This is a genomic window from Streptomyces oryzae, assembly GCF_017676365.1.
Taxonomy (GTDB): domain Bacteria; phylum Actinomycetota; class Actinomycetes; order Streptomycetales; family Streptomycetaceae; genus Streptomyces; species Streptomyces oryzae.
This window is the reverse complement of the sequence record NZ_JADKMA010000024.1, coordinates 31,111-51,631: the sequence shown is the minus strand read 5'-3', so window position 1 is coordinate 51,631 and position 20,521 is coordinate 31,111. Positions and strand designations below refer to the sequence as shown.

The 20,521-nt window shown below is 69.7% G+C and carries 13 protein-coding genes; 9 read left to right on the top strand and 4 right to left on the bottom strand.

Annotated elements, in window-relative coordinates; all coding sequences use genetic code 11:
- A partial coding sequence (locus ITI46_RS07475) for a nucleoside hydrolase (RefSeq protein ID WP_209238626.1) occupies window positions 1-926 on the bottom strand: 926 nt, incomplete at its 3' end.
- Window positions 927-1,219: 293 nt separating this feature from the next.
- On the opposite strand from ITI46_RS07475, the gene ITI46_RS07470 reads away from it, so the two are divergent.
- From ITI46_RS07470 to ITI46_RS07460, 3 genes are all read left to right on the top strand, one after another.
- A complete protein-coding gene (locus tag ITI46_RS07470) occupies window positions 1,220-2,263 on the top strand; it encodes a LacI family DNA-binding transcriptional regulator (protein WP_209238625.1) in 1,044 nt (347 codons plus the stop codon).
- A 390-nt stretch (window positions 2,264-2,653) separates the two neighbouring features.
- Complete coding sequence (locus ITI46_RS07465; RefSeq protein WP_307808090.1) at window positions 2,654-10,381, top strand: non-ribosomal peptide synthetase; 7,728 nt, start codon at window positions 2,654-2,656, stop codon at window positions 10,379-10,381.
- A gap of 144 nt (window positions 10,382-10,525) precedes the next feature.
- On the top strand, window positions 10,526-11,791 hold the full coding sequence (locus tag ITI46_RS07460; RefSeq protein WP_247745612.1) for a pyridoxal-dependent decarboxylase: 1,266 nt from the start codon (window positions 10,526-10,528) through the stop codon (window positions 11,789-11,791).
- A gap of 27 nt (window positions 11,792-11,818) precedes the next feature.
- Here the strand turns inward: ITI46_RS07460 and ITI46_RS07455 are convergent, their stop codons facing one another.
- The gene (locus ITI46_RS07455) at window positions 11,819-12,799 is read right to left on the bottom strand and encodes a helix-turn-helix transcriptional regulator (protein ID WP_209238622.1); all 981 of its coding nucleotides are present in this window, start codon (window positions 12,797-12,799) and stop codon (window positions 11,819-11,821) included.
- A 131-nt stretch (window positions 12,800-12,930) separates the two neighbouring features.
- Between ITI46_RS07455 and ITI46_RS07450 the strand changes: the two genes are divergently transcribed.
- The gene (locus ITI46_RS07450) at window positions 12,931-13,671 is read left to right on the top strand and encodes an NIPSNAP family protein (protein WP_209238621.1); all 741 of its coding nucleotides are present in this window, start codon (window positions 12,931-12,933) and stop codon (window positions 13,669-13,671) included.
- A gap of 59 nt (window positions 13,672-13,730) precedes the next feature.
- Here the strand turns inward: ITI46_RS07450 and ITI46_RS07445 are convergent, their stop codons facing one another.
- On the bottom strand, window positions 13,731-14,738 hold the full coding sequence (locus ITI46_RS07445; RefSeq protein WP_209238620.1) for a substrate-binding domain-containing protein: 1,008 nt from the start codon (window positions 14,736-14,738) through the stop codon (window positions 13,731-13,733).
- A gap of 107 nt (window positions 14,739-14,845) precedes the next feature.
- Here ITI46_RS07445 and ITI46_RS07440 point away from each other — a divergent pair, with 107 nt between their 5' ends.
- Window positions 14,846-15,730 (top strand): LysR family transcriptional regulator, encoded by an 885-nt coding sequence (locus ITI46_RS07440; RefSeq protein ID WP_209238619.1) that lies wholly within the window; start codon window positions 14,846-14,848, stop codon window positions 15,728-15,730.
- A 55-nt stretch (window positions 15,731-15,785) separates the two neighbouring features.
- Here ITI46_RS07440 and ITI46_RS07435 read toward each other — a convergent pair whose 3' ends face one another.
- Window positions 15,786-16,262 carry a hypothetical protein gene (locus ITI46_RS07435; RefSeq protein WP_209238618.1) on the bottom strand — a complete coding sequence of 159 codons (477 nt, stop codon included), beginning with the start codon at window positions 16,260-16,262 and terminating at the stop codon, window positions 15,786-15,788.
- A gap of 261 nt (window positions 16,263-16,523) precedes the next feature.
- Between ITI46_RS07435 and ITI46_RS07430 the strand changes: the two genes are divergently transcribed.
- From ITI46_RS07430 to ITI46_RS07415, 4 genes are read left to right on the top strand one after another with little or no spacing between them, the layout of a single operon-like run.
- Window positions 16,524-17,354 (top strand): IclR family transcriptional regulator, encoded by an 831-nt coding sequence (locus ITI46_RS07430; protein WP_209238617.1) that lies wholly within the window; start codon window positions 16,524-16,526, stop codon window positions 17,352-17,354.
- Entirely contained in the window at window positions 17,351-18,643 is a 1,293-nt protein-coding gene (locus tag ITI46_RS07425; RefSeq protein WP_209238616.1) for an ABC transporter substrate-binding protein, read from the top strand. Before ITI46_RS07430 ends, ITI46_RS07425 begins: the two co-directional genes overlap by 4 nt.
- A gap of 5 nt (window positions 18,644-18,648) precedes the next feature.
- A complete protein-coding gene (locus ITI46_RS07420) occupies window positions 18,649-19,605 on the top strand; it encodes a carbohydrate ABC transporter permease (RefSeq protein ID WP_247745621.1) in 957 nt (318 codons plus the stop codon).
- A complete protein-coding gene (locus tag ITI46_RS07415; RefSeq protein WP_209238614.1) occupies window positions 19,602-20,501 on the top strand; it encodes a carbohydrate ABC transporter permease in 900 nt (299 codons plus the stop codon). The genes ITI46_RS07420 and ITI46_RS07415 overlap by 4 nt, the downstream gene beginning before the upstream one ends.
- Window positions 20,502-20,521: the final 20 nt, after the last annotated feature.

Genomic DNA, 20,521 nt, shown 5'->3' with positions numbered 1-20,521 from the left:
GTGTCGAAGAGGAGCTGTTTGAAACCGGCCTCGTTCACACCGCGCACGAGGGTGAGGTTGGGGGCGGGAGCGGACACGCGCCGGTCGATGACCATCTGTCCGCGGGTGTCGTCGGCGACCGAGATGTCGACGTGGGCCTGTTCCTGCTCGGTGATCAGATCCGGCTGGAGGGCGACGGCCATGGCCACGGGGTCGGGCAGGTCGTAACCGGCCAGCCCGGTGACCTCGCGGGCCCAGTCGGCGACGGTGCGGTTGATGCGGTGGGCGAAAGTCGCCATGGGCGTGTCCAGTTCCTCCAGCCGTTGCTGGTCGGCCGGTGTCATGACGGCGTTTCGCCGGGAGACGTCCCAGCCTGTCCAGGTGACTCGTCCGGGGGTTGCGGCCTGCGTGACGATTCGGGCGGCCTCGGGGTCGGCCCAGACGTTGAACTCGGCGGTGGGCGAGATGTTGCCGCACAGGTCGGCGGCGCCTGCCATGCAGTACACCTGCCGGTAGCGGCTGAACAGTTCGGGATCGCGCAGCAGGGCGGCAGCGATGTTGGTCAGCGGGGCGAGAGTGACCAGTGTCAACTCTCCCGGACGTGCACGCGGGAGGGACAGCAACACCTCCACCGCGTGGGTTTCTTTGGGGCGGGCTGTGGGATCGGGCAGGCCGATGTCGCCCATGCCGTCCTCACCGTGCACATGCTGGGCGGTGGACAGGTCCCGCACCATCGGCCGGATACAGCCGGGATGGACAGGGATGTCGGTGCGTCCCGCCGTCTCCAAGGAGATCAGTGCGTTGCGCGTGCCGGTCTCGACGGGCACGTTGCCCGCCACCGTGGTGACCGCCTGTATGTCGCCCAGCCCGCTGGCCGCGGCCATCAGCAGCGCGACCGCGTCGTCGGATCCGGTGTCGGTGTCGATGATCAGGGGAAGCGCCGGCACGGCCGTGCTCCTTTCAGAACAAGTCATGCGCGTCGATGAGCGTTCATGAGCGTCACGTGAGATCACGGGGGCGGGATGTGTGGCCCGGCAAGTGCGTGGTGGAGGAGGCGCTCCAGCTCACGGGAGCGGACTTCCGTGAAGGAGGCAACCAGTTGGCGACTCGCCGGGCGACGGCAGCGCCGTGCGGCGCGGCATCGGGTCGGTGTTCGCCGATCCGACGGCCACGACTCGGCCGGTGGTGGGTACGTTCACGCTGACTGTCTAATCGTTTAGACAGGGAGAATGCAAGAGCTATGACGAAACGAGCAGGCAAGGCGGCGACCCTTGCGGACGTGGCACGCAAGGCGGGCGCCTCGACAGCGGTGGTCAGCTATGTGATGAACAACGGCCCCCGACCGGTCGCGCCCGAGACCCGCGAACGAGTCCTCGCCGCCGCCGCTGAACTCAACTACCGCCCCAACCGCGTTGCCCGCGCCCTGCGCTCACGCACCACCGGCGTTGTCGGCCTGATCCTGGCCAGCGCCTCCAACCCCTACTTCGGGGCCCTGGCCCGGCACATCGAACAGGCACTGGACGAGCGCGAAAAGCTCACCCTGATCGGCAACGCCGACTACTCGGCCAATCGGCAGCAGCATCTCGCCGACCGCTTCCTCGCCGCCCAGGTCGACGGACTCGTCATCGTCTCGGCCGACGGCGCCGCCGACGTCGCCGTGGAAGCCCGCGCAGCCGGAGTACCCACCGTCTACGTCCACAACGCACCGGAATCACCCAGGACCGGGCGAGCCTTCGCCGTGACGGCCGACAACGACGCAGCTGTCCTCGAGGCTGTCAGCCATCTGCGCACTCATGGGCACACCCGCATCGCCTTCCTTGCCGGGCCCGACGACGCCGGACCTGTCGGCCGACGCCGCGCAGCCTGGGAGACGGCGCTCTCCGGTACCGCATCCCCGCTCCTGCGCTGCGCATACTCGCGAGCCGCGGCGTCCGCCCTGACCCGGCAGCTGATCAACGAGGACGCCATGCCGTCGGCCCTGATCACCGGCAGCGACGAGCAGGCCATCGGAGTCCTCGCCGCGGCTCACGCCGCCGGAGTGCCCGTACCCGGCCGACTGGCCGTCGTCAGCCTCGACGGAACACCCGACAGCGCCTACACAGCCCCCGCCCTCACGGTCACCGAACAGCCTCTGCGCTCCATGGCGCAGCAAGCCGTCGACCTGCTCCTCGACGGCACCTCCCCCCGGCCCGCCGCACAGGCCGGTCTGGTCCTCCGGCACAGCTGCGGCTGCTCACCGGCACAGCAGTCCGGCCCGGTTGCCGGTGCCCGGGACCGCCGGTAGCCAGATCCACGCAGCGCCATGGCCAGCCGCAGAGGCAGGCCCGGCCGCACTCGGCTACGGAGACTTCATCGACGAACTGCGCCCGCACCAGCGTGAGTTGGAGGAGCGTGCCGGTCGCGCGGCCATGCCCCGGGAGCAGGATTTCATCCCTTTGGGTAGGAATGATCTTCCACGGCCGGAGCGCGCGGTCCCGGCTGGCACGATGAGCCTGCTGAACAGAACCGGTCACGCCGACGGGCTGCGCACAGCATGCCAGTTGTCGTTCTGTCGACCGGGCGCGGTGTCGTCCCACCGAACCATGGCGGGCGTTTGCATGTGCCCGTCGGTCGGCTCAGCGCCGACGGGTGTGGAGGGTGGGTGGAGGTCGTCGGACATTGCAGGAGGTTGCCCGTGTCCCGTCATGAGCTTGCCGCTGAGGAGGACGGTCCGGCGCCGGCCGCGCAGTACGAGGCGGATCCGTCGGCGGAGGCCCTGCCGCTGACAGCCGCCCAGCGCGAGATCTGGTTCTCCGAGCAGCACGCTCCACAGGCCGGCGCCGCGTTACGCGTCGGGGAGTACCTGGAGATCTGGGGACCGGTCGATCCGGCAGTGTTCGAGGCGGCGCTGCGCCAGGTCGTCGCGGAAACCGACGCGCTGCGGGCCCGTCTGGTGCTGGGCGACCACGGCCCGGTACAGACCCTGGAGCCTGAGCTGCCCTGGTCCCTGTCGGTCGTCGATGTCGGCGACGAACCCGACCCGGAGGCGGCGGCACGCGCGTGGATCGCCCAGGAACTGGCCCGGCCCATGGAGCTGGCGGAAGGCTCGCTGTTCAGCTTCGCTCTGCTCAAGTTGGCGCCGGACCGGTTCTGGTGGTCCCACACGTACCACCACGCTGTCATGGACAGTTTCGGCCGCTCCCTCGTGGCACGCAGGACCGCGGAGGTCTACACCGCCTTGGCCCGCGGACGGCGGATCGGCCGCAGCCCCTTCGGCCCGCTGTCGGCCCTGGTCCGGGCGGATCGGAAGTACCGGGAGTCCCTGGAGTACGCCGAGGACCGGGAGTACTGGGCCCGGCAACTGGCAGGCTGGGAGCGGGCGGCGGCGATCCCGCCCCGCCTCGGCTTCGGGACAGCGGGTCACGGCGTGCCGAAAACTGAGCAGCCCTCCCACCACCCGGCTCCCGGGACGGCCCGCACGACGGAGGTGCGTCCCTTCCTGCGCCCTCAGGCCCTGCGTGCGGCAGCGCGGCGCGCCGACATCACTCAGAACCGCTTCGTGATCGCGGCGGTGGCGCTCTACATCCACCGGCTGACCGGTACCAGGGACATCGTCGTGGGGCTGGCCGTCTCCGGCCGTCCTGACCACGTTTCCCGCACGACTCCTGGAATGCTGGCCAACGGGGTGCCCCTGCGGCTGACCGTGCGGCCCGACATGTCGCTGGGCAGCCTGTTGGCCCAGGTCGACGACCGGGTGAGGGAGGCGGTGGCGCACCAGCGCTATCGCGGCGAGGACCTGCATCGGGAACTCGGTCTGCCCCGTGCCGCCGGCACGGCGTTCTCGCCCGTGGTGAATCTGATGGGCTTCCCCTACGACTTCACCTTCGACGGCCACCGCTGCACCGCGCACCAGACATCCGCCGGCCTGTTCGCAGACCTGATGATCGCGGTGTGGGACCGCCGGGACGGCGAAGGCCCTCAACTGCAACTCCGCGGTGCTCCCGAGGTGTACGACGAGGCGGCCCTCGCGGACCATCAGCAGCGGCTGCTGCGCCTGCTGGCGGACCTGGCGGAATGCGAACCCTGTCTCCCGGTCGGCATGGTTGATCTCCTCTCGGCCGACGAGCGGCAGCGCTTGACCGGCGAAGGGGAAGCACCGGCCCGCGGGGCGACCGCCGTTCCCGTACCGGCGCTGTTCGAGGAGCAGGTGCGCAGCACACCAGGGGCAGTGGCGGTACGTGCCGCTGATACGGCCCTCACCTACGGCGAACTCAACGGCCGCGCGAACCGGTTCGCGCACGCACTCATCGCCCGGGGAATCGGCGCCGAGGACGTGGTGGCCCTGGCGCTGCCACGCAGCCAGGAACTGGTGGCGGCGATCCTGGGGGTGCTCAAAGCGGGGGCGGCCTACCTGCCCGTGGACCCGGCGTATCCGGCGGCGCGGATCGCGTATCTGCTCACCGACGCGCGGCCGACCCTCGTGATCGACGACCCGCGGGCGGTGGCCGAACTGGCTCAGGGCCGGCCCGACACCGATCCGGGGCGCCTGGTGGACCCGCCCCACCCGGCGTACGTGATCTACACCTCGGGGTCGACCGGCCTGCCCAAAGGGGTGGTGGTCACCCACACCGGCGTGGCGAACCTGGTCGCTGCCCAGGCGGAGCGCTTCGCGATCGACGCGGACAGCCGCGTCCTCCAGTTCGCCCCGCCCAGCTTCGACGCTTCCGTATCGGAGCTGTTCACCGCCTTGCTGACCGGCGCAACCCTGGTGCTCCCGCCCACCGCTGACCCGGTGGCCGCCCTCACCGATCCGGACGTGTCGGTCACTCATGCGACCGTGCCGCCTTCAGCGCTGGCCGCGGTGGACGAAACACAGGCCGCCGTGAGCACCCTCGTGGTAGCAGGAGAGGCATGTCCGCCGAGCCTGGTGGACCGCTGGTCCGCGAAGTGCCGGATGGTGAACGCGTACGGACCGACCGAGGCCACCGTGTGCGCGACCATGAGCAAGCCGCTCGCACCTGACGGCGCCCAGCCACCGATCGGGACGCCGATCCCCGCCACCCGTGTCCATGTGCTGGACAGCGCGCTGCGCCCGACACCGCCTGGCGCCGTGGGTGAGCTGTACATCACGGGGGTGGGGCTGGCGCGTGGTTATCTGAGGCGGCCGGGGATGACGGCCGAGCGTTTCGTGGCCGATCCGTTCGGCCCTCCGGGGCGGCGGATGTACCGCACCGGTGACCTGGCCCGGTGGCGTTCCGACGGAGTGCTGGAGTTCGCAGGGCGCGGCGACCAGCAGGTCAAGGTGCGCGGTCACCGCGTCGAACCCGGCGAGGTCGAGGCCGCTCTCGTCAGCGATTCCGGCGTCGCTTCCGCCACCGTCGAGGTGCGGGAGGGACGGTTGGTGGCTTATGTGGTGCCGGCGTCCGGGGCCGAGGCGGATATCGCCTCGATGCGCGATCGCCTGCGCGAGCGTCTGCGGGACCGGCTGCCGGACCACATGGTGCCTTCCTCCTTCGTGGCGCTGGAGGAACTGCCGCTGACCCCGAACGGCAAGCTGGACAGGGCCGCGCTGCCCGCGCCCGCCGTCACCACGACCGCAGCTACCGGCCGCCCTCCGCGTACGCCGGATGAACAGGTGCTGTGCGAGCTGTTCGCCGAGGTGCTGGGTCTTCCCGCCGTCGGTGTGGACGACGACTTCTTCGCACTCGGCGGCCACTCGCTCCTGGCCACCCGCCTCAGCAGCCGCATCCGGGCCACCCTCGGCACCGGCGTGGATCTGCGTGCCGTGTTCGAGGCACCCACCGTCGCCCGGCTGTCGGCCCGGCTGCACAGCGCGGAGGAGAAGCCCCCGGCCCTGACCGCCCTCGAACGGCCCGATCCCGTACCGCTGTCGTACGCGCAGCAGCGGCTGCTGTTCCTGCAACGGATGCGGGGGCCCGACGCGACGTACAACATCCCCCTGGCGTTGCGTCTTTCCGGCGAGCTCGACCGGACCGCGCTGAGGCAGGCGCTGCTGGATGTGGTCATCCGGCACGAGACCCTGCGCACCGTCTATCCGGAGGCCGGAGGCGTCTCCCGGCAACAGATCCTGGAGCCCTGGGCGGCGCGTCCGCTGCTTCCGGTCGTCGAGGTGGACAAGGAGAGTCTCCCCTCGCGGCTCACGGAATCCGCCCAGCACGCCTTCGACCTCGGTGCCGAACCTCCGCTGCACGCCAAGCTCTTCGCCGTGAGCCCGAGCGCACATGTACTGCTGCTCGTGGTCCATCACATCGCAGCCGACGGCTGGTCGATGGCGCCTTTGGCCCGGGACCTGGCGACGGCGTACGCCGCTCGTCGCCGGGGGGAGGAGCCGGGGTGGGCGCCGCTGCCGGTGCAGTACGCCGACTACACGCTGTGGCAGCGCCGGTTGCTGGGCGACGCCGCCGATCCCGGCAGCCTGCTGAACCGTCAGCTCGCCTACTGGACACGAGCGCTGGCCGGCCTGCCCGACGGCATCCCGCTCCCCACCGACCGGCCCCGCCCGGCCGTCGCCTCGCACCGCGGCGCCGATGTCCCCCTCCGTATCGACGCGGAACTGCACACGGCTCTCACGGAGCTGGCACGCGGCTCGGGGGTCAGCCTGTTCATGGTGCTGCACGCGGGACTGGCCGCCCTGCTCACCAAGCTCGGCGCGGGTGACGACATCCCTGTCGGCAGCCCCATCGCCGGACGGACCGACCAAGCCCTCGACGATCTGGTGGGCTTCTTCGTCAACACCTTGGTGCTGCGCACCGACACCTCCGGCGCCCCGACCTTTCGCCGGCTCCTGGAACGCGTTCGTGAGACCGCACTGGCCGCATTCGCCCACCAGGAGGTGCCCTTCGACCATCTGGTGGAGGCGATCAACCCGGCCCGGTCACCGTCCCGGCACCCGTTGTTCCAGGTGATGCTCTCCATCGACACCAACGAGGCCGATGCGTTCTGCCTCCCGGGTCTGGAAACCACCGCTGCACCCGTGGCGACGCCGACAGCCAAGTTCGACCTGGACATCGTCGTCTCCGAGCAGCACTCTGGGGACGGCGAGTGCCTCGGTCTGACGGGGGCGATCGAGTACGCCACCGACCTGTTCGACCACGCCACGGTCCAGGACATCGCCGTGCGCTGGACGCGGCTTTTGAAGGCGGCCGTGCAGCACCCGGACCGGCCGATCAGCCACATCGACGTCCTGTCGGCCGACGAGCGGCGCCGCGCCCTGGGCGGAACCGCGGAGGAGAGGGTGACGCGGGAGCGTGCGCGCACACTCCCCGAAGTCTTCCGCGAGCAGGTGAGCGCCGCCCCCGACTCGGTCGCCGTTGTGGCCGACGGCACCACCCTCACCTACGGTGACCTGAACGTCCGGGCCAACCGGCTCGCCCATGCTCTGACCGCTCGCGGCGTCGGAGCCGAGGATGTGGTCGCCCTCGCTCTGCCGCGTTCGGCCGACCTCGTCGTGGCGATCCTCGCCGTGCTCAAATCCGGTGCCGCCTACCTCCCCCTCGACCCCGGCCATCCGACCGCCCGCCTCACGGGCATGCTCGACAACGCGCGACCCGTGCTGCTGCTGTCGGATACGGCCACCGTCGACGCAGTGGATTCCGGGTCCCGTCTGCCGCACCTGCTGCTCGACGCGCCCGGGACCGCCCGGGAGCTGGCGGCGCAGTGCGAGGCCGACCCGGTCGCAGGGCTGCTGCCCGACCAACTGGCGTACGTGATCTACACCTCGGGGACGACCGGGGAACCCAAGGGCGTGGTGGCCCGGCACGCCGGCGTGGCCGAGACGGTGGCCCAGTACGGGGAGCAGGTGTTCACCCCCGCTGCCGCGCGGGCAGGAAGGGAGCGGCTGCGGGTGGCGCTGACCGCCTCGGTTTCCTTCGACGCGTCCTGGGCCCAGCTGGCGGCCCTCATGACCGGGCACGAACTGCATGTGGCCGACGGTGCGACCTACGCGGACGGGGAACGGTTCGCAGCCTGGCTCCTCCGCCACCGGATCGACTCCGTCGACGTCACGCCCTCGTACATGCGTGTTCTGATCGACCACGGACTGTTCACGAGCGAGCGATGGCGGCCGAGCGTTGCCGTGCTCGGCGGCGAGGCGCTGCCCGAGCGGCTGTGGCACGAGCTGCGGGCTGTGGAGGGGCTGGTGGCCCACAACATGTACGGGCCGACCGAATGCACCGTGGACGCCGTACGCGCACGGCTCGACGATGCGGCGACCCCCGTTCTCGGGCTGCCGGTCGCGGGCGCCCGTGCCTACGTGCTGGACGAGGCGTTGCGGCCTGTGCCACCGGGCGTGGTCGGCGAGTTGTATGTGGCCGGTGCGGGATTGGCGCGCGGCTACCTGCGTCGGCCGGGCCCGACCGCCGCGCGCTTCGTGGCCGATCCGTACGGGCCGCCGGGGACGCGGATGTACCGCACCGGCGACCTGTGCCGCCGGCGTCCTGAGGGGTGGCTCGAATTCGCCGGCCGGGTGGACGACCAGGTCAAGGTGCGCGGTCACCGTATCGAGCCGGGCGAGATCGAGACGGTGCTGACTCTCCACCCGCAGGTGGCCCAGGCCGCCGTGGTCGCCCGTGAGGACCGCCCGGGCGACGTACGTCTGGCCGCCTACGCCGTGCCCGTTCCCGGGGCCGAGGCGGCTTTGGACCAGCTGCGTGCCTTCCTCCGCGAGCGACTCCCCGAGCACATGGTGCCGACGGCCTTCGTGCGGCTGGACGCGTTGCCGTTGACGCCGAACGGGAAGCTGGACCGGGCCGCGCTGCCCGCCCCGGATGCCACTGCTGGCGCGGGGCCGCGTCGGAGTGCGTGTACGCCGGAAGAGCAGGTGCTGTGTGAGCTGTTCGCCGAGGTGCTCGGGGTGTCCGACGTCGGCGTCGACGACGACTTCTTCGCGCTGGGCGGTCACTCTCTGCTCGCGACCCGGCTGACCAGCCGCATCCGGGCCACGCTCGGCGCCGAGCTCACCGTGCGCGCGCTGTTCGAAGCTCCCACCGTCACCGACCTGGCTGCGTGCCTCGGCGGCGGCACGCAGCCCGCACGCAGCCCGCTGACTCCCATGCCGCGTCCCGCCAGGATGCCGCTGTCGTCGGGGCAGCAGTTGATGCTTCTCCTGCACCGCTTGGAGGGGCCCAGCCCCACGTTCAACATCCCGCTGGCGCTGCGCATGACCGGCCGGCTCGACGAGAAGGCGCTGGAGCGGGCCCTGGCCGATGTGGTGACCCGGCACGAACCCCTGCGCACCGTGTTCCCCGAGTCCGGCGGTGAGCCCTTCCAGGACGTACTCGACGCGGAAGTGGCCCGGCCCCGGCTGCAGGTGACCGCAGTTGGTGAGAAGGAGCTGCCGGAGCGGCTGACGGAAGCCTCCCGTTACGCATTCGATCTGGCCGCCGAACCGCAGCTGCGCGCACAACTGTTCGCCCTCGGGCCGGCAGAGCACGTGCTGCTGATCGTCGTCCACCACATCGCGGCCGACGGCTGGTCGATGGCGCCGCTGACCCGGGACCTGACGACCGCCTACGTCGCCCGGAGCCGGGGTGAGGAGCCCGTATGGGACCCGCTGCCGGTGCGGTACGCCGACTACACGCAGTGGCATCGGCAGTTGCTGGGGGATCCGGCCGACCCCGACAGCCTCCAGAACCGTCAGCTCGCCCACTGGGCACGCGCGTTGAGCGGGATGCCCGGTGAGCTGAAGCTTCCGTTCGACAAGCCACGCCCCGCCGCCGTCTCGCACCGCGGTGCCGACGTCCTGGTCCGGATCGACGCGGACGTGCATACGGCTCTCGCACGGCTGGCGCGCCGGTCCGGCGCCAGCCTGTTCATGGTGCTGCACGCGGGTCTGGCCGCCCTGCTGACCAAGATCGGCGCGGGCACCGACATCCCCGTGGCCTCCCCCATCGCCGGGCGCACCGACCAGGCGCTCGACGACCTCGTCGGATACTTCGTCAACATCCTCGTTCTGCGGACCGACACCTCCGGTGATCCGACCTTCACCCAACTCGTCGAGCAGGTCCGCGATACGGCACTGGCCGCCTACGCCCACCAGGATGTGCCCTTCGATCATCTGGTGGCGGGCGACGACCCCGCACAATCCCTCTCCCAACGCCCCCTGTACCAGGTCATGCTCATCCTGCAGAACCTCCCGGAAGACCAGTTCGAGCCGCCCGGGCTGCAGGTGAGGGAGGTTCCCGTGGACGCCGGAACCGCGCACGAGGACATCTCCATCGGGCTGACGGAACGCCGGAGTGCTGACGGCACCCCCGCCGGTCTGGAGGGAATGATCAAATTCAGCACCGACGTGTTCGAACGACCGACGATCGAGGCCCTCTTCGCGTGCTGGGTACGGCTGCTGGAGGCCGCAGCGGAGGCTCCGGACCAACCGCTGAGCCGCCTTGACGCACCCTCGCTCTGAAAAGAGCAGCGTGCCGGCCGGTTCCCGACGGGCGCTCCAGCGGCCCCCGGTCAGTGACCACTGAACCCACCGATGTCCGGTGAACCCACCCATGCCCGGCCCTGCATTCCACGATCCGGCGCTGACGCGAGGAAGAACCTGAAGTTGAGCGTACTGTCGCACCCGAACCTGACCATCGGCGAGAAGCCCTGTCCCGCCGACGAGACCGTGTCGGCACTGCGGGAGGTTTCCCGACAGCTGTCGCAAGCCCGGGAACACTTCCTGGGGTTCCCCGGCAACATGGCCTTCGACGACTCCGACAGCGGGCATCTGCTGGCCACCCTCGCCAACAACGTCGGCGACCCCGACAGCGAGGACGCCTCAGGGATGCACACGAAGGACTTCGAGCGGGAGGTCATCGCCTGGTTCACCGAGCTGGCACAGGGCGATCCGGGCACGACGTACGGGTATGTGACCAGCGGTGGCAGCGAAGGCGTCACCTTCGGGCTGTACGTGGGGCGCGAGCAGTTCGAGCACGCGCCCCTCTACGCCTCCTCGCAGGCGCATTACAGCGTGCGCAAAGCGTCCGAACTGCTGCGGATGCGTCTGGTCTCCGTGCCCTGCGGACCGGACGGCACCATGGACGCGGAGGCGCTGGGCGCGCTGTGCCGGACCCAGCGCCGGGAGGACGCCGCGGCCGGACGCCCGCCCCGGGGCGCGGTGGTGCTCGCCACGGCCGGTACGACCATGGGCGGAGCGTTCGACGACGTCCCGGCGCTCCGGGAGGCAGCCGGCGCGGCGGGTCCCTGCTATGTGCACTGCGACGCGGCGCTGGGCGGCATCGTGGCGGCTTTCAGCTCTCCGCGGCCTCCCTGGAACTTCCGGGACGGCGCGGACAGCGTCTCGGTGAGCGGTCACAAGTTCCTCGGCGCCCCGGTGCCGTGCGGCATCGTACTGGCCCGGCGGAGCCTGCTGCCGAGCTCTCCGGTGGGTGAGTATGTGGGCACCCGCGACCACACGCTGGCCTGCTCCCGCAGCGGACTGGCCACTGTGCTGCTGTGGAAGCGGCTTCGCCAGTTGGGCACCTCCGGGCTGCGCGATCTGGTGCACCGCTGCCAGGACACCGCCGAGTACGCGAAGTCGTCGCTGACCGCCGTGGGGGCGCGCCCTCAGCGGCAGCCGCACGCGCTCACGGTCACCTTCGACCGGCCACCGGAGGAGGTGCGCAGGCGCTGGCGTCTCTCGGTTGAGGGGGAGCGGGCACAGCTGATCGCCATGCCGCACGTGACCCGCCGCGTGATCGACGAGCTGTGTGCGGATTGGTCGCCGGCGGGTGAGCGGCTGCCCTTGCCGCCCTGCCGGGTGGTCACGGCCCGGAACGAGCGCGCGCACCGGCCCGGACCCGCCGCGGCGCAGTACGGGACGGGTTGAACTGGATGGTTTCGGGGGGGGGCAGGCTTACCGCGCGGATCCGTAAGCCCTGGCGAGTACGCCCACGGTGTCGGCCATGGCTCGGCGCAGTCCGGCCGGGGCGACGACCTCGACGTCGGTACCGAGCCGAAGCAACTCGCCGCACGCGTGCTCGGTGCTCTCGGTCGGGATGACCGCCTCGACCCATCCCTTGTCGCCGACGACGGTCGCGGTGGCGTCGACCGCCCGCACCACCTCCGGGGGGACGTTGTCGGGCAGGCGCCGGCGTCCTCGTGGGGACAGGCGGACGGTGGCTGTGCCGGTGTAGCGGCGTGTCCGGAAATCGTCGAGGTAGGAGGTCCAGTACGCGCCCAGGTCGAAGTCCCGCGGTCGGTCGAACCGCTCGTCGCTCAGCACCGCGTCGAGGACCTGGGTCACCCGGTAGGTCGCGATGCGGTTCTTCGCGTCGGCCACGAGGTACCAGACCCCGGACTTGAGCACCAGGCCGTAGGGCCGGAGGCGACGGTGCACCTCTTGCGGCGCGCGCCAGCGGCGGTAGTGCACGTCCACCGCTCGCTGGGTGAGCACCGCGTCGACGAACAGCGGCAGATACGGCGTCCGTTCGGGTTCCCGGTACCAGCCGGGAGCGTCCAGGTGGAACACCGCCGCGGTCCGCGCGGCCTCCTCACGCAGTCCCGTCGGCAGCGCTGCCAGCAGCTTCAGCCGCGCTGCCGTCACCTCCGCCGCGAGCCCCAGGTCGGCGGCGGGTCCTGGCAGCCCGGCGAAGAACAGCGCCCGTGCCTCGCCCTCACTCATCCCGGTCAGGCGGGTGCGATAGCCCTCGACCAGCTGATAGCCGCCTCCGCGACCCGGCTCCGCATACACCGGGACCCCGGCGTCCTGCAGGCGCGCCACGTCACGGTAGGCGGTGCGTACGGACACGCCCAGCTCATCGGCGAGCCCCCGCGCGGACACGCGGCCGCGGGATTGCAGCAACAGCAGCACCGACAGCAGTCGACCGGCAGACATGGGCGCATTCTCCCCGGAAACCCTGACAGCCCCTGGCACACGGCTCCCCTACCGTCGGCTCACACCCGGCTGCGGCCGAACGAGCCGGAAGAAACCCGCCCCCGTGCGTAAGAACTGAACAGGAGCCTGCCATGCCCTCCGCCGACGACGCCGTACGTCCCGCGGTGATCGAGCTTCGCCAGTACACGCTGCGATCCGGTCGGCGCGACGAACTCGTCGAGTTGTTCGACCGTGAGTTCGTCGAGCCCCAGGAGGAGGCCGGGATGGTCGTGCTCGGCCAGTTCCGTGACCTCGGTGATCCGGATCGCTTCGTCTGGCTGCGCGGGTTCGGGGACATGGCGGTACGGCACGACGCACTGACGGCTTTCTACGGTGGCCCCGTCTGGGCCGAGCACGGCCCCCAGGCCAACGCCACCATGCTCGACTCCGACGATGTCCTCCTCCTGCGCCCGCTGTCGGAAGGGAGCGGCTTCGCCGTCCCCCCGTCCGGGCGGCCCCGGAACGGCACTCCGGCACCGGACCGCTTCGTGTCCGCCACCGTGTGGTCCTTCCCTCCCGGACGGCACGACGGCATCGCACTGATCCGGGACGGTCTCCTCCCCGTACTCGACAAGACGGGACCCGCGCCGCTCGCCGCCCTCACCACCGAGACGGCACACAACACCTTTCCCAGGCTGCCGGTTCGCACCGGGGAGAACGTCGCCGTGGTCGTCACGTCGTACCCCGACGAGAGCGCTCACCGACAGCACCTCGCCGAGGTACTGGCCCATCCCCTTGCACGGGACGAGATCCTGCCGGGCATCGAGCGAGAACAGACAGCAGCCCCCCGGACCCTGCGGCTGGCACCCACAGGCCGCTCGCTCATCTCCTGACCTGTCTCATCACCTGTCTCATCCGGCCTTGGCCCGGGGTCGGTTCCTGGGGACGGCGGCTATGTGTCGAGCAATTCCGCAGCGAAGACGTCCTCGATCCTCCACTGCCGGCTGGTCAGACCCTGCTGGTAGTGGTAGCGCAGGCAGGCGTCGAGGGCGGCGCGGTTGGCAGCGATGCCGTAGGGCCACCAGTCCTCGGGGAACAGTTCACCGTTGCGATCCACCAGGGCGTTCATCCACGGAATCATGGTCTGCACCTGGTAGAGCCTGCGGCTTCGGCGGTAGCGCTCGGCAGCGGCGTCCTTCGCCCGGGAGAAGGCGCGGTAGACGCCGTGCGCGAGTCCTGGATGGTCCCGCAGCAGTTCCCGCCGGATGACGATGGTGTGCATCATCGGGAAAATGCCGGTGCGCCGGTAGTAGTCGCGTTCCAGCGGCTCGAAGTCGGGGAACAGCCGGGTGACATTCGGGGATCCGTCGAGCACGCACTGCGGGACATTCGCCGAGAACAGCGCGTCGATCTCACCGGCGTCGAGCATCGCGCTCAGTGTCTTTCCCTCGGGTGCGGCCCGCACGTCGACGTCGGCCGGGTGCGGATGGGGGATGAAGTCGAAGGGGGGCGCGGGGTGCTCGAGGCCGCCGATCACCCAACGGCTCTCCTCTGGTTTGAATCCGTACTCGTCCATCAGGATCCCTTTGGCCCAGACACCGGAGTCCTGGCCGTAGACGCCGAACTCGCCGATGGTCCTGCCCGCGAGATCGCTCGGTTCCGCGATCCCGCTGTGGACGTTGACGAAGATGCACGAGTGGCGGAACACGCGGTTCGGGAAGACCGGCAACGCCACGAACGGAAGTCCGGTCCCCAGCAACCGAAGGTAGAAGGTGAGACCGAGTTCGGCGACGTCGAACTCGTCTCCGCGGATCAGCCGGTCGAAGATCTCCGGCAGGGTCGCTGCGGTTTTCATCGTGACGTCGATTCCGTCGGTTCCGTCGGTGCTTACGGTCCCGTCGAACAGCGCCCGCGTCGTGTCGTACGGGAAGCACCCGACCGTGAGAGCGGGGGCGGCCATGAATACTCCTCTTCGTCGGCTCGGCTGCTTCCATCGTTGGCCGCTGCGGTGTCCGCTGTCCAAGACCCGTTCGGAACGCCCGATGCCGCGTGGGTATCGTGCTCGAGGTGGACCTTCGCTCGCTCCGGTATTTCCACGCCGTCGCCGAGGAGCGTCACATCGGCCGGGCGGCGCACCGCCTGCACATGACGCAGCCGCCGCTGAGCCGCGCGATCCGGCAGCTCGAGGACGAACTCGGCGTCCTCCTGTTCGAGCGCACTGCCAAGGGCGTCACCCTCACGCCCGCCGGAAAGGTTCTGTATGACGAAGCGGAGGCGTTGTTGGGGCGAGCGGACCGGATCCGCAGGCGCGTGGCCGCTGCGGCGGGTACGGCGCCCCTCACCGTCGGGACCCTGGCGGACGCGGCCGAGCAGGTCGGCGGCCGGCTGGTCCCACTCTTCCGGGCCCGCCATCCGCACGTCCACGTCACCCTGCACGAAACCGATCTCGGCGACCCGACGGCCGGACTCCGCGCCGGGCTGGCCGACGTGGCACTCACCCGAACCCCCTTCGACCTGACCGGCATCAGCACCCGCGTCCTGCGCTCGGTACCCGTCGGCGTCGTGATGCGCGATGACGATCCAGCCGCCGGTCACGCCTCGGTCTCGGCTGCCGACCTCGCCGGCCGCCGATGGGTCCGGCTGCCGGACGGCGCCGATCCGGTGTGGACGGCGTACTGGACCGGAGGTGGGGACAACGACGCGTCGCCGGTCATGCGGACGATCCAGGAGTGCCTGCAAGCGGTCCTGTGGAACGGCACTTCGGCTCTCGCTCCCCTCGATCAGCCGTTGCCGGCCGGTCTGGTCGTCGTCCCGCTGAGCGACCGCCCGCCCAGTGATCTCGTCGTGGCCTGGCCGAGGACGGCAGCACGCAGCCCACTGGTACGCGGCTTCGTCCAAGTCGCCGAGAACTGGGCCGGCACACCTGATGACGGCGGACACAGGCCAGGGTGAAGTACGGGCTTCGGAGCCCTGGGGCCCGCCGGCGTTGCCGGCCGGCTGCGAGTGGCTACCGCGACGGCCAGGGCACACGCTTCTGCCGGCCGGTCGGGCGGACATCGACAAGGTCGAAGCCGTCCTCGTGGCGCACCAGATGTTGGACCTGACCCAGGCCGGAGTCACGGACGAACCCGACCCACCCTTGCGTGATCGCGTGTCGAAGGAGCCACCCGACGACGTCCATCGTCACCCCGAAGTCGTCCTCGTGGACGCACGTCCTGACGGTCAGGGCCCACGGTTCGCTGCCGTCCAAGTGGGGCCTGTCCACGGCACGGACCAGCAGGGAGACATCGGCCCCGTCGAACGAGTGACTCGCCGAGCCACCGGCGAAGGCCTGCCAGGGGCCGCCCCATGAGTCCCAGTCGGTCGACGTCAACTCTGTCGGCATGTCCGCCTGCCCCAGGAGCCACCTCAGTTCCAGAAGCACCGGCTCCGGCAGGTCCGGCGGCAGGTCCACCGCCAGGAACAGGTCGTAGTAGTCACTCACACCGGTGACCCTAGCCCCAGCCGCTGATCGGGGCCGTCACCGGCCTGGGAGGGCGCCGGCGGCTCACACCTGAGACCGGTTGGGGAAATCTACCTTTTCGCCCCATTTGCGACTGCCGCCTGCGCGGAGTCGAGAACCGCGCCGGGACGGGCCGAGCGGTCAGCGCTTGCGCCAACCATTGACACGCCTGACCGGCGAAGCTAGCTTCCATCCCATTCATCGAACGTATCACCCGCTCATCGGGTGAGCATGGGGGTGGAAATGAGTGAGGACCACCATCAGTCGGGATCCGCTGATCTGGGTCGCCGGCCGGGGACGCTGGAGCGCGGACTCGCGATCCTGGAACTCCTGAGCACGGAGCGCTCGTTGAGCGCAGCCCAGGTCGCGGAGCGGCTGGACCTGTCCCGCAGTGCCACGTACCGGATCCTCGGAACGCTGCGGCAACACGGCTACGTGGACTGGCAGGGCAACGCGGACGACATCGTGCTCGGGCAGCGCACCGTCACCCTCGGTATGGCCGCGCTGAGCGGCTTCGATCCGTTTCTGGCGGCTCAGGCGCACCTGCGGGATCTGTCGCGGGAGTTGTCCGAGGCCGCGCTCATGGCGGTACGTGACGGCGACCAGATGGTGTACATCGCGCACGAGGACGTCACCGACCACTCCATCGCGGTCCGCAGGCTGCTGGGAGTGCGGCGTGATCTCCACAGCACCTCGCTGGGCAAGGCGTATCTGGCCGCTCTGCCGCTCGACGAGGCCGACGCCCTGGTCGACCGGATCCCCTTGCCCGCGTACACGCCGACCACGCTCACCGACCCGGCCCGGCTGCGTGCGGAGCTGGACGAGACCCGCGCCAGGGGGTTCTCGATCGACGACAGCGAGAACGAGCCCGACGTCTTGTGCTTCGGGGCGCCGATCCGTGACGAGCGCGGGTGGCCACTGTGCGCGATCAGCGTTGCCGGGCCGCGGGAGCGGATGCTCGGCAAGCAGGACATGGCAGCTCAGCGCGTTGCTGAGGTGGCGCTGGCGATATCCCGTCGCCTGGGCTTCGTGGGTCAGGTCAACGCCGTTAGTTTCGGAGGTAGTTCCTCATGAGATCCGCACGCATATCGCTCACGGTCACCGTCACCGCGGCAGCGATCACCCTCCTCGCCTCCTCCTGTGCCCCCGGCAGCAGTTCGGACGGCGGCGATACGAAGCAGGCCGACGACAAGAAGCTGACGTACCTCTATTTCACCGACGGCCCGGACGAGCAGGCGACCCGCGATCTGATCGACGAGTTCGAGAAGAAGACCGGCGCCAAGGTCAATCTGCAGATCGTCCCCTTCGACAATCTCGAACAGCGGCTGCAGGCACGGCTGTCGGGGAACAATGCGCCGGATGTGGCGCGGCTGACCGACATCACCCCCTTCCGCACTGATCTCCTCGATCTGAACAAGTTCCAAAAGGGTGCTCTGAACGGGAAGTTCCTCAAGGGGGCCGACTCCTACATCACCGGAAAGAGCGGCGAACTGCTCGCCGTGCCCAGCGACCTCACCATGAACGGCCCGCTGATCAACGTGGACCAGTTCAAGAAGGCCGGCGTGCCGCTTCCTGACCCGAAGCAGCCCTGGACCTGGGACGACATGGTCAAGGACGCCAAGAAGGTGCAGGCCGCGAACAAGACCCAGAACGCGATCGCCATGGATGTCTCCGGGCACCGCTTCTCGACCATGCTCAGCCAGTACGGCACCGACTTCTTCGACAAGACGGGCAAGAAGCCGGGGCTGGACACCGGGAAGGCGACGGCCGCGGTGAAGCGCTTCGCCGAGCTCAACGCCTCCGGGACGATGCCCAAGGACCTGTGGCTGCAGGCCGGCACGAAGTACAAGGCCGCCAACGAAATCTTCCTCGCCCAGCAGACCCCGGTGTACCTCAGCGGCAACTGGCAGGTCAGCGCATTCGCCAAGGACGCCAAGTTCACCTGGGCCGCCGCGCCGAATCCCTGCCAGAAGACGTGCGGCGGTTTCCCGGGCGGCAAGTTCATGGCGTCGTTCAAGCAGAGCAAGCACCAGAAGCTGGCAGCGGAGTTCATCGCCTTCATGAACTCCAAGGCGTCCCAGGAAAAGCTGGCGAAGGACGCGAACTTCCTGCCCACCCGCAAGGATCTGATCTCCTCCGGCGTGAAGTATCCGAAGCGCGACGCCGACATGCAGACCTTCCTCGACGACGTGAAGCGCACCCCGCAGACGGCCTACGCCAGCGCCTACAGCCCGGCCTTCGGCGCCACCGCCGACGCGTCCGTCAAGGAACTGGCCAAGGTGCTCGCCGGTGACAGCTCGCCCAAGGAGGCGGTCGAGGCGATCCGCGCGGAAGCACAAAAGGCGCTCAAGGACGCGCAGTGACCGCGATGGCCCGTACGGCGCCCCCGCGGACGGCCGGCCCCACCATGCCGGGGTCCGGCCGCCGCGGGTCCGGCCACCGCCGCAGGTCCGTCAAGCCGTGGAACCAGCGGCTGGCGCCCTATCTGTTCGTCCTGCCCAACATGCTGATCTTCGGGCTGTTCGTCATCTATCCGGCGATCAACAACTTCAACATCAGCCTGTACGACAGCGGCAACGGGCGCGACTTCACCTATGTCGGCGGCAGCAACTACCAGGAGATGCTCAGCGAGAGCGAGTTCTGGAGCGCGGCCCGGCACACCGTGATCTTCGCCGTGTGCTTCGTGACGCTCACGACCGTGGTGTCGATCGGCCTCGCCCTGCTGCTCAACCAGAAGATCAAGGGCCGGGCCTTCTTCCGCACCGTGTTCTTCCTCCCGGTCGTGATCTCGCCGGTCGTGGTGGGACTGATCTGGGGATGGATCTTCGAGCGGAAGAACGGGCTGCTCAACTCACTGCTCGGCGGCGCCGGTCTGGGCCAGCCCGGCTGGCTCGTGAACAGCACCCTGGCCATGGCCGTAGTGATCTTCGTCGGCCTCTGGCTGCACGTCGGCTTCTACATCCTCATCGTGCTGGCCGGCTTGCAGGGCATCGACTCCACGTACTACGAGGCCGCCCGGATGGACGGCGCCTCGGGCTGGCAGCAGCTGCGGCTCATCACGCTGCCGCTGCTGCGGCCGACCACGATGGTCGTGGTCATCCTCAGCCTCATCAACGGCTTCCAGGCGTTCGACTACATCTGGACGCTCACCGGCGGCGGCCCGGTCGGCGGGACCACGCTCATGGTCCAGTACATCTACGAGCACGCCTTCCAGTCCCCCGTCCAGTACGGCGCCGCCGCAGCCGCGGCCGTTGTCCTCTTCTGCGCGGTGTTCGCGCTGACGGTGATCAATTACCTGTACAACCAGCGGAAGGAGTCGGCATGAGCCTGACAGCCCTGCGCGGCTCCCGCGGCGCCCGTGACACCCGCGGCACCCGGCGGTGGACTTCGATCGGTGACGGCCCCACCCCGACAGCGGGGCGCGTCCTGACCTATGCCGTACTGATCGGCCTGTCCATCGTGGTCCTGGCGCCTGTCGTCTGGGCGGTGCTGTCGTCCTTCAAGTCGCAGAGCGAGCTCGCCCAGACCCCACCGGCGCCGCTGCCCTCCTCGCTCCGCACGGAGAACTACACCGGGGCGCTGAGCTCCTTCGACTTCGCGCTCTATCTCAGGAACAGCGTCATCGTGACCGTGGGGGCGACGCTGCTCACCGTCGTCATCAACACGATGTGCGCCTACGGCCTGGCCAAATACAACTTCCGCGGCCGCAACCTGCTGTTCCTGATCGTCCTCGGCACCATCATGATCCCGCTGCAGCTGATCTTCATTCCGGTCTACCAGATGGCCGCGCAGCTGGGGCTGGTGAACTCGCTGTGGGGACTGATCATTCCGCCCGCTGCCACCCCGACCGGGGTGTTCCTGCTGCGCCAGTACATGCTCACCATCCCCGACGAACTCATCGCCGCGGCCCGGATCGACGGCGCCGGGGAGTTCCGGATCTTCACCCGGATCGTGGTGCCGCTGAGCGGCGCGGCCATCGCCGTCGTGACGATCTTCTCGGTGATGTGGCGGTGGAACGACTTCCTCTGGCCGCTGATCATCAGCCAGGACCAGTCGAAGTACACGCTGCCCGTCGCCCTGGCCCAGTTCAACTCCCAACTCGTCGCACCATTCAACTACATCCTGGCCATGTCCGTGGTCAGCATGCTCCCCGTCGTGATCATCTTCCTGGTGCTGCAGCGCCACATCGTCCGCGGCATCGCCAGCACCGGCCTGAAGTAGCCGGCAGCCCAGTACGGCAA

Excerpts from the sequence above, each read along its gene's own strand:
- ITI46_RS07425 (WP_209238616.1), top strand. The coding sequence starts at position 17,351 with ATGAGATCCGCACGCATATCGCTCACGGTCACCGTCACCGCGGCAGCG.
- ITI46_RS07470 (WP_209238625.1), top strand. The coding sequence starts at position 1,220 with ATGACGAAACGAGCAGGCAAGGCGGCGACCCTTGCGGACGTGGCACGC.
- ITI46_RS07420 (WP_247745621.1), top strand. The coding sequence starts at position 18,649 with ATGGCCCGTACGGCGCCCCCGCGGACGGCCGGCCCCACCATGCCGGGG.
- ITI46_RS07430 (WP_209238617.1), top strand. The coding sequence starts at position 16,524 with ATGAGTGAGGACCACCATCAGTCGGGATCCGCTGATCTGGGTCGCCGG.
- ITI46_RS07450 (WP_209238621.1), top strand. The coding sequence starts at position 12,931 with ATGCCCTCCGCCGACGACGCCGTACGTCCCGCGGTGATCGAGCTTCGC.
- ITI46_RS07445 (WP_209238620.1), bottom strand. The coding sequence starts at position 14,738 with ATGGCCGCCCCCGCTCTCACGGTCGGGTGCTTCCCGTACGACACGACG.
- ITI46_RS07415 (WP_209238614.1), top strand. The coding sequence starts at position 19,602 with ATGAGCCTGACAGCCCTGCGCGGCTCCCGCGGCGCCCGTGACACCCGC.
- ITI46_RS07455 (WP_209238622.1), bottom strand. The coding sequence starts at position 12,799 with ATGTCTGCCGGTCGACTGCTGTCGGTGCTGCTGTTGCTGCAATCCCGC.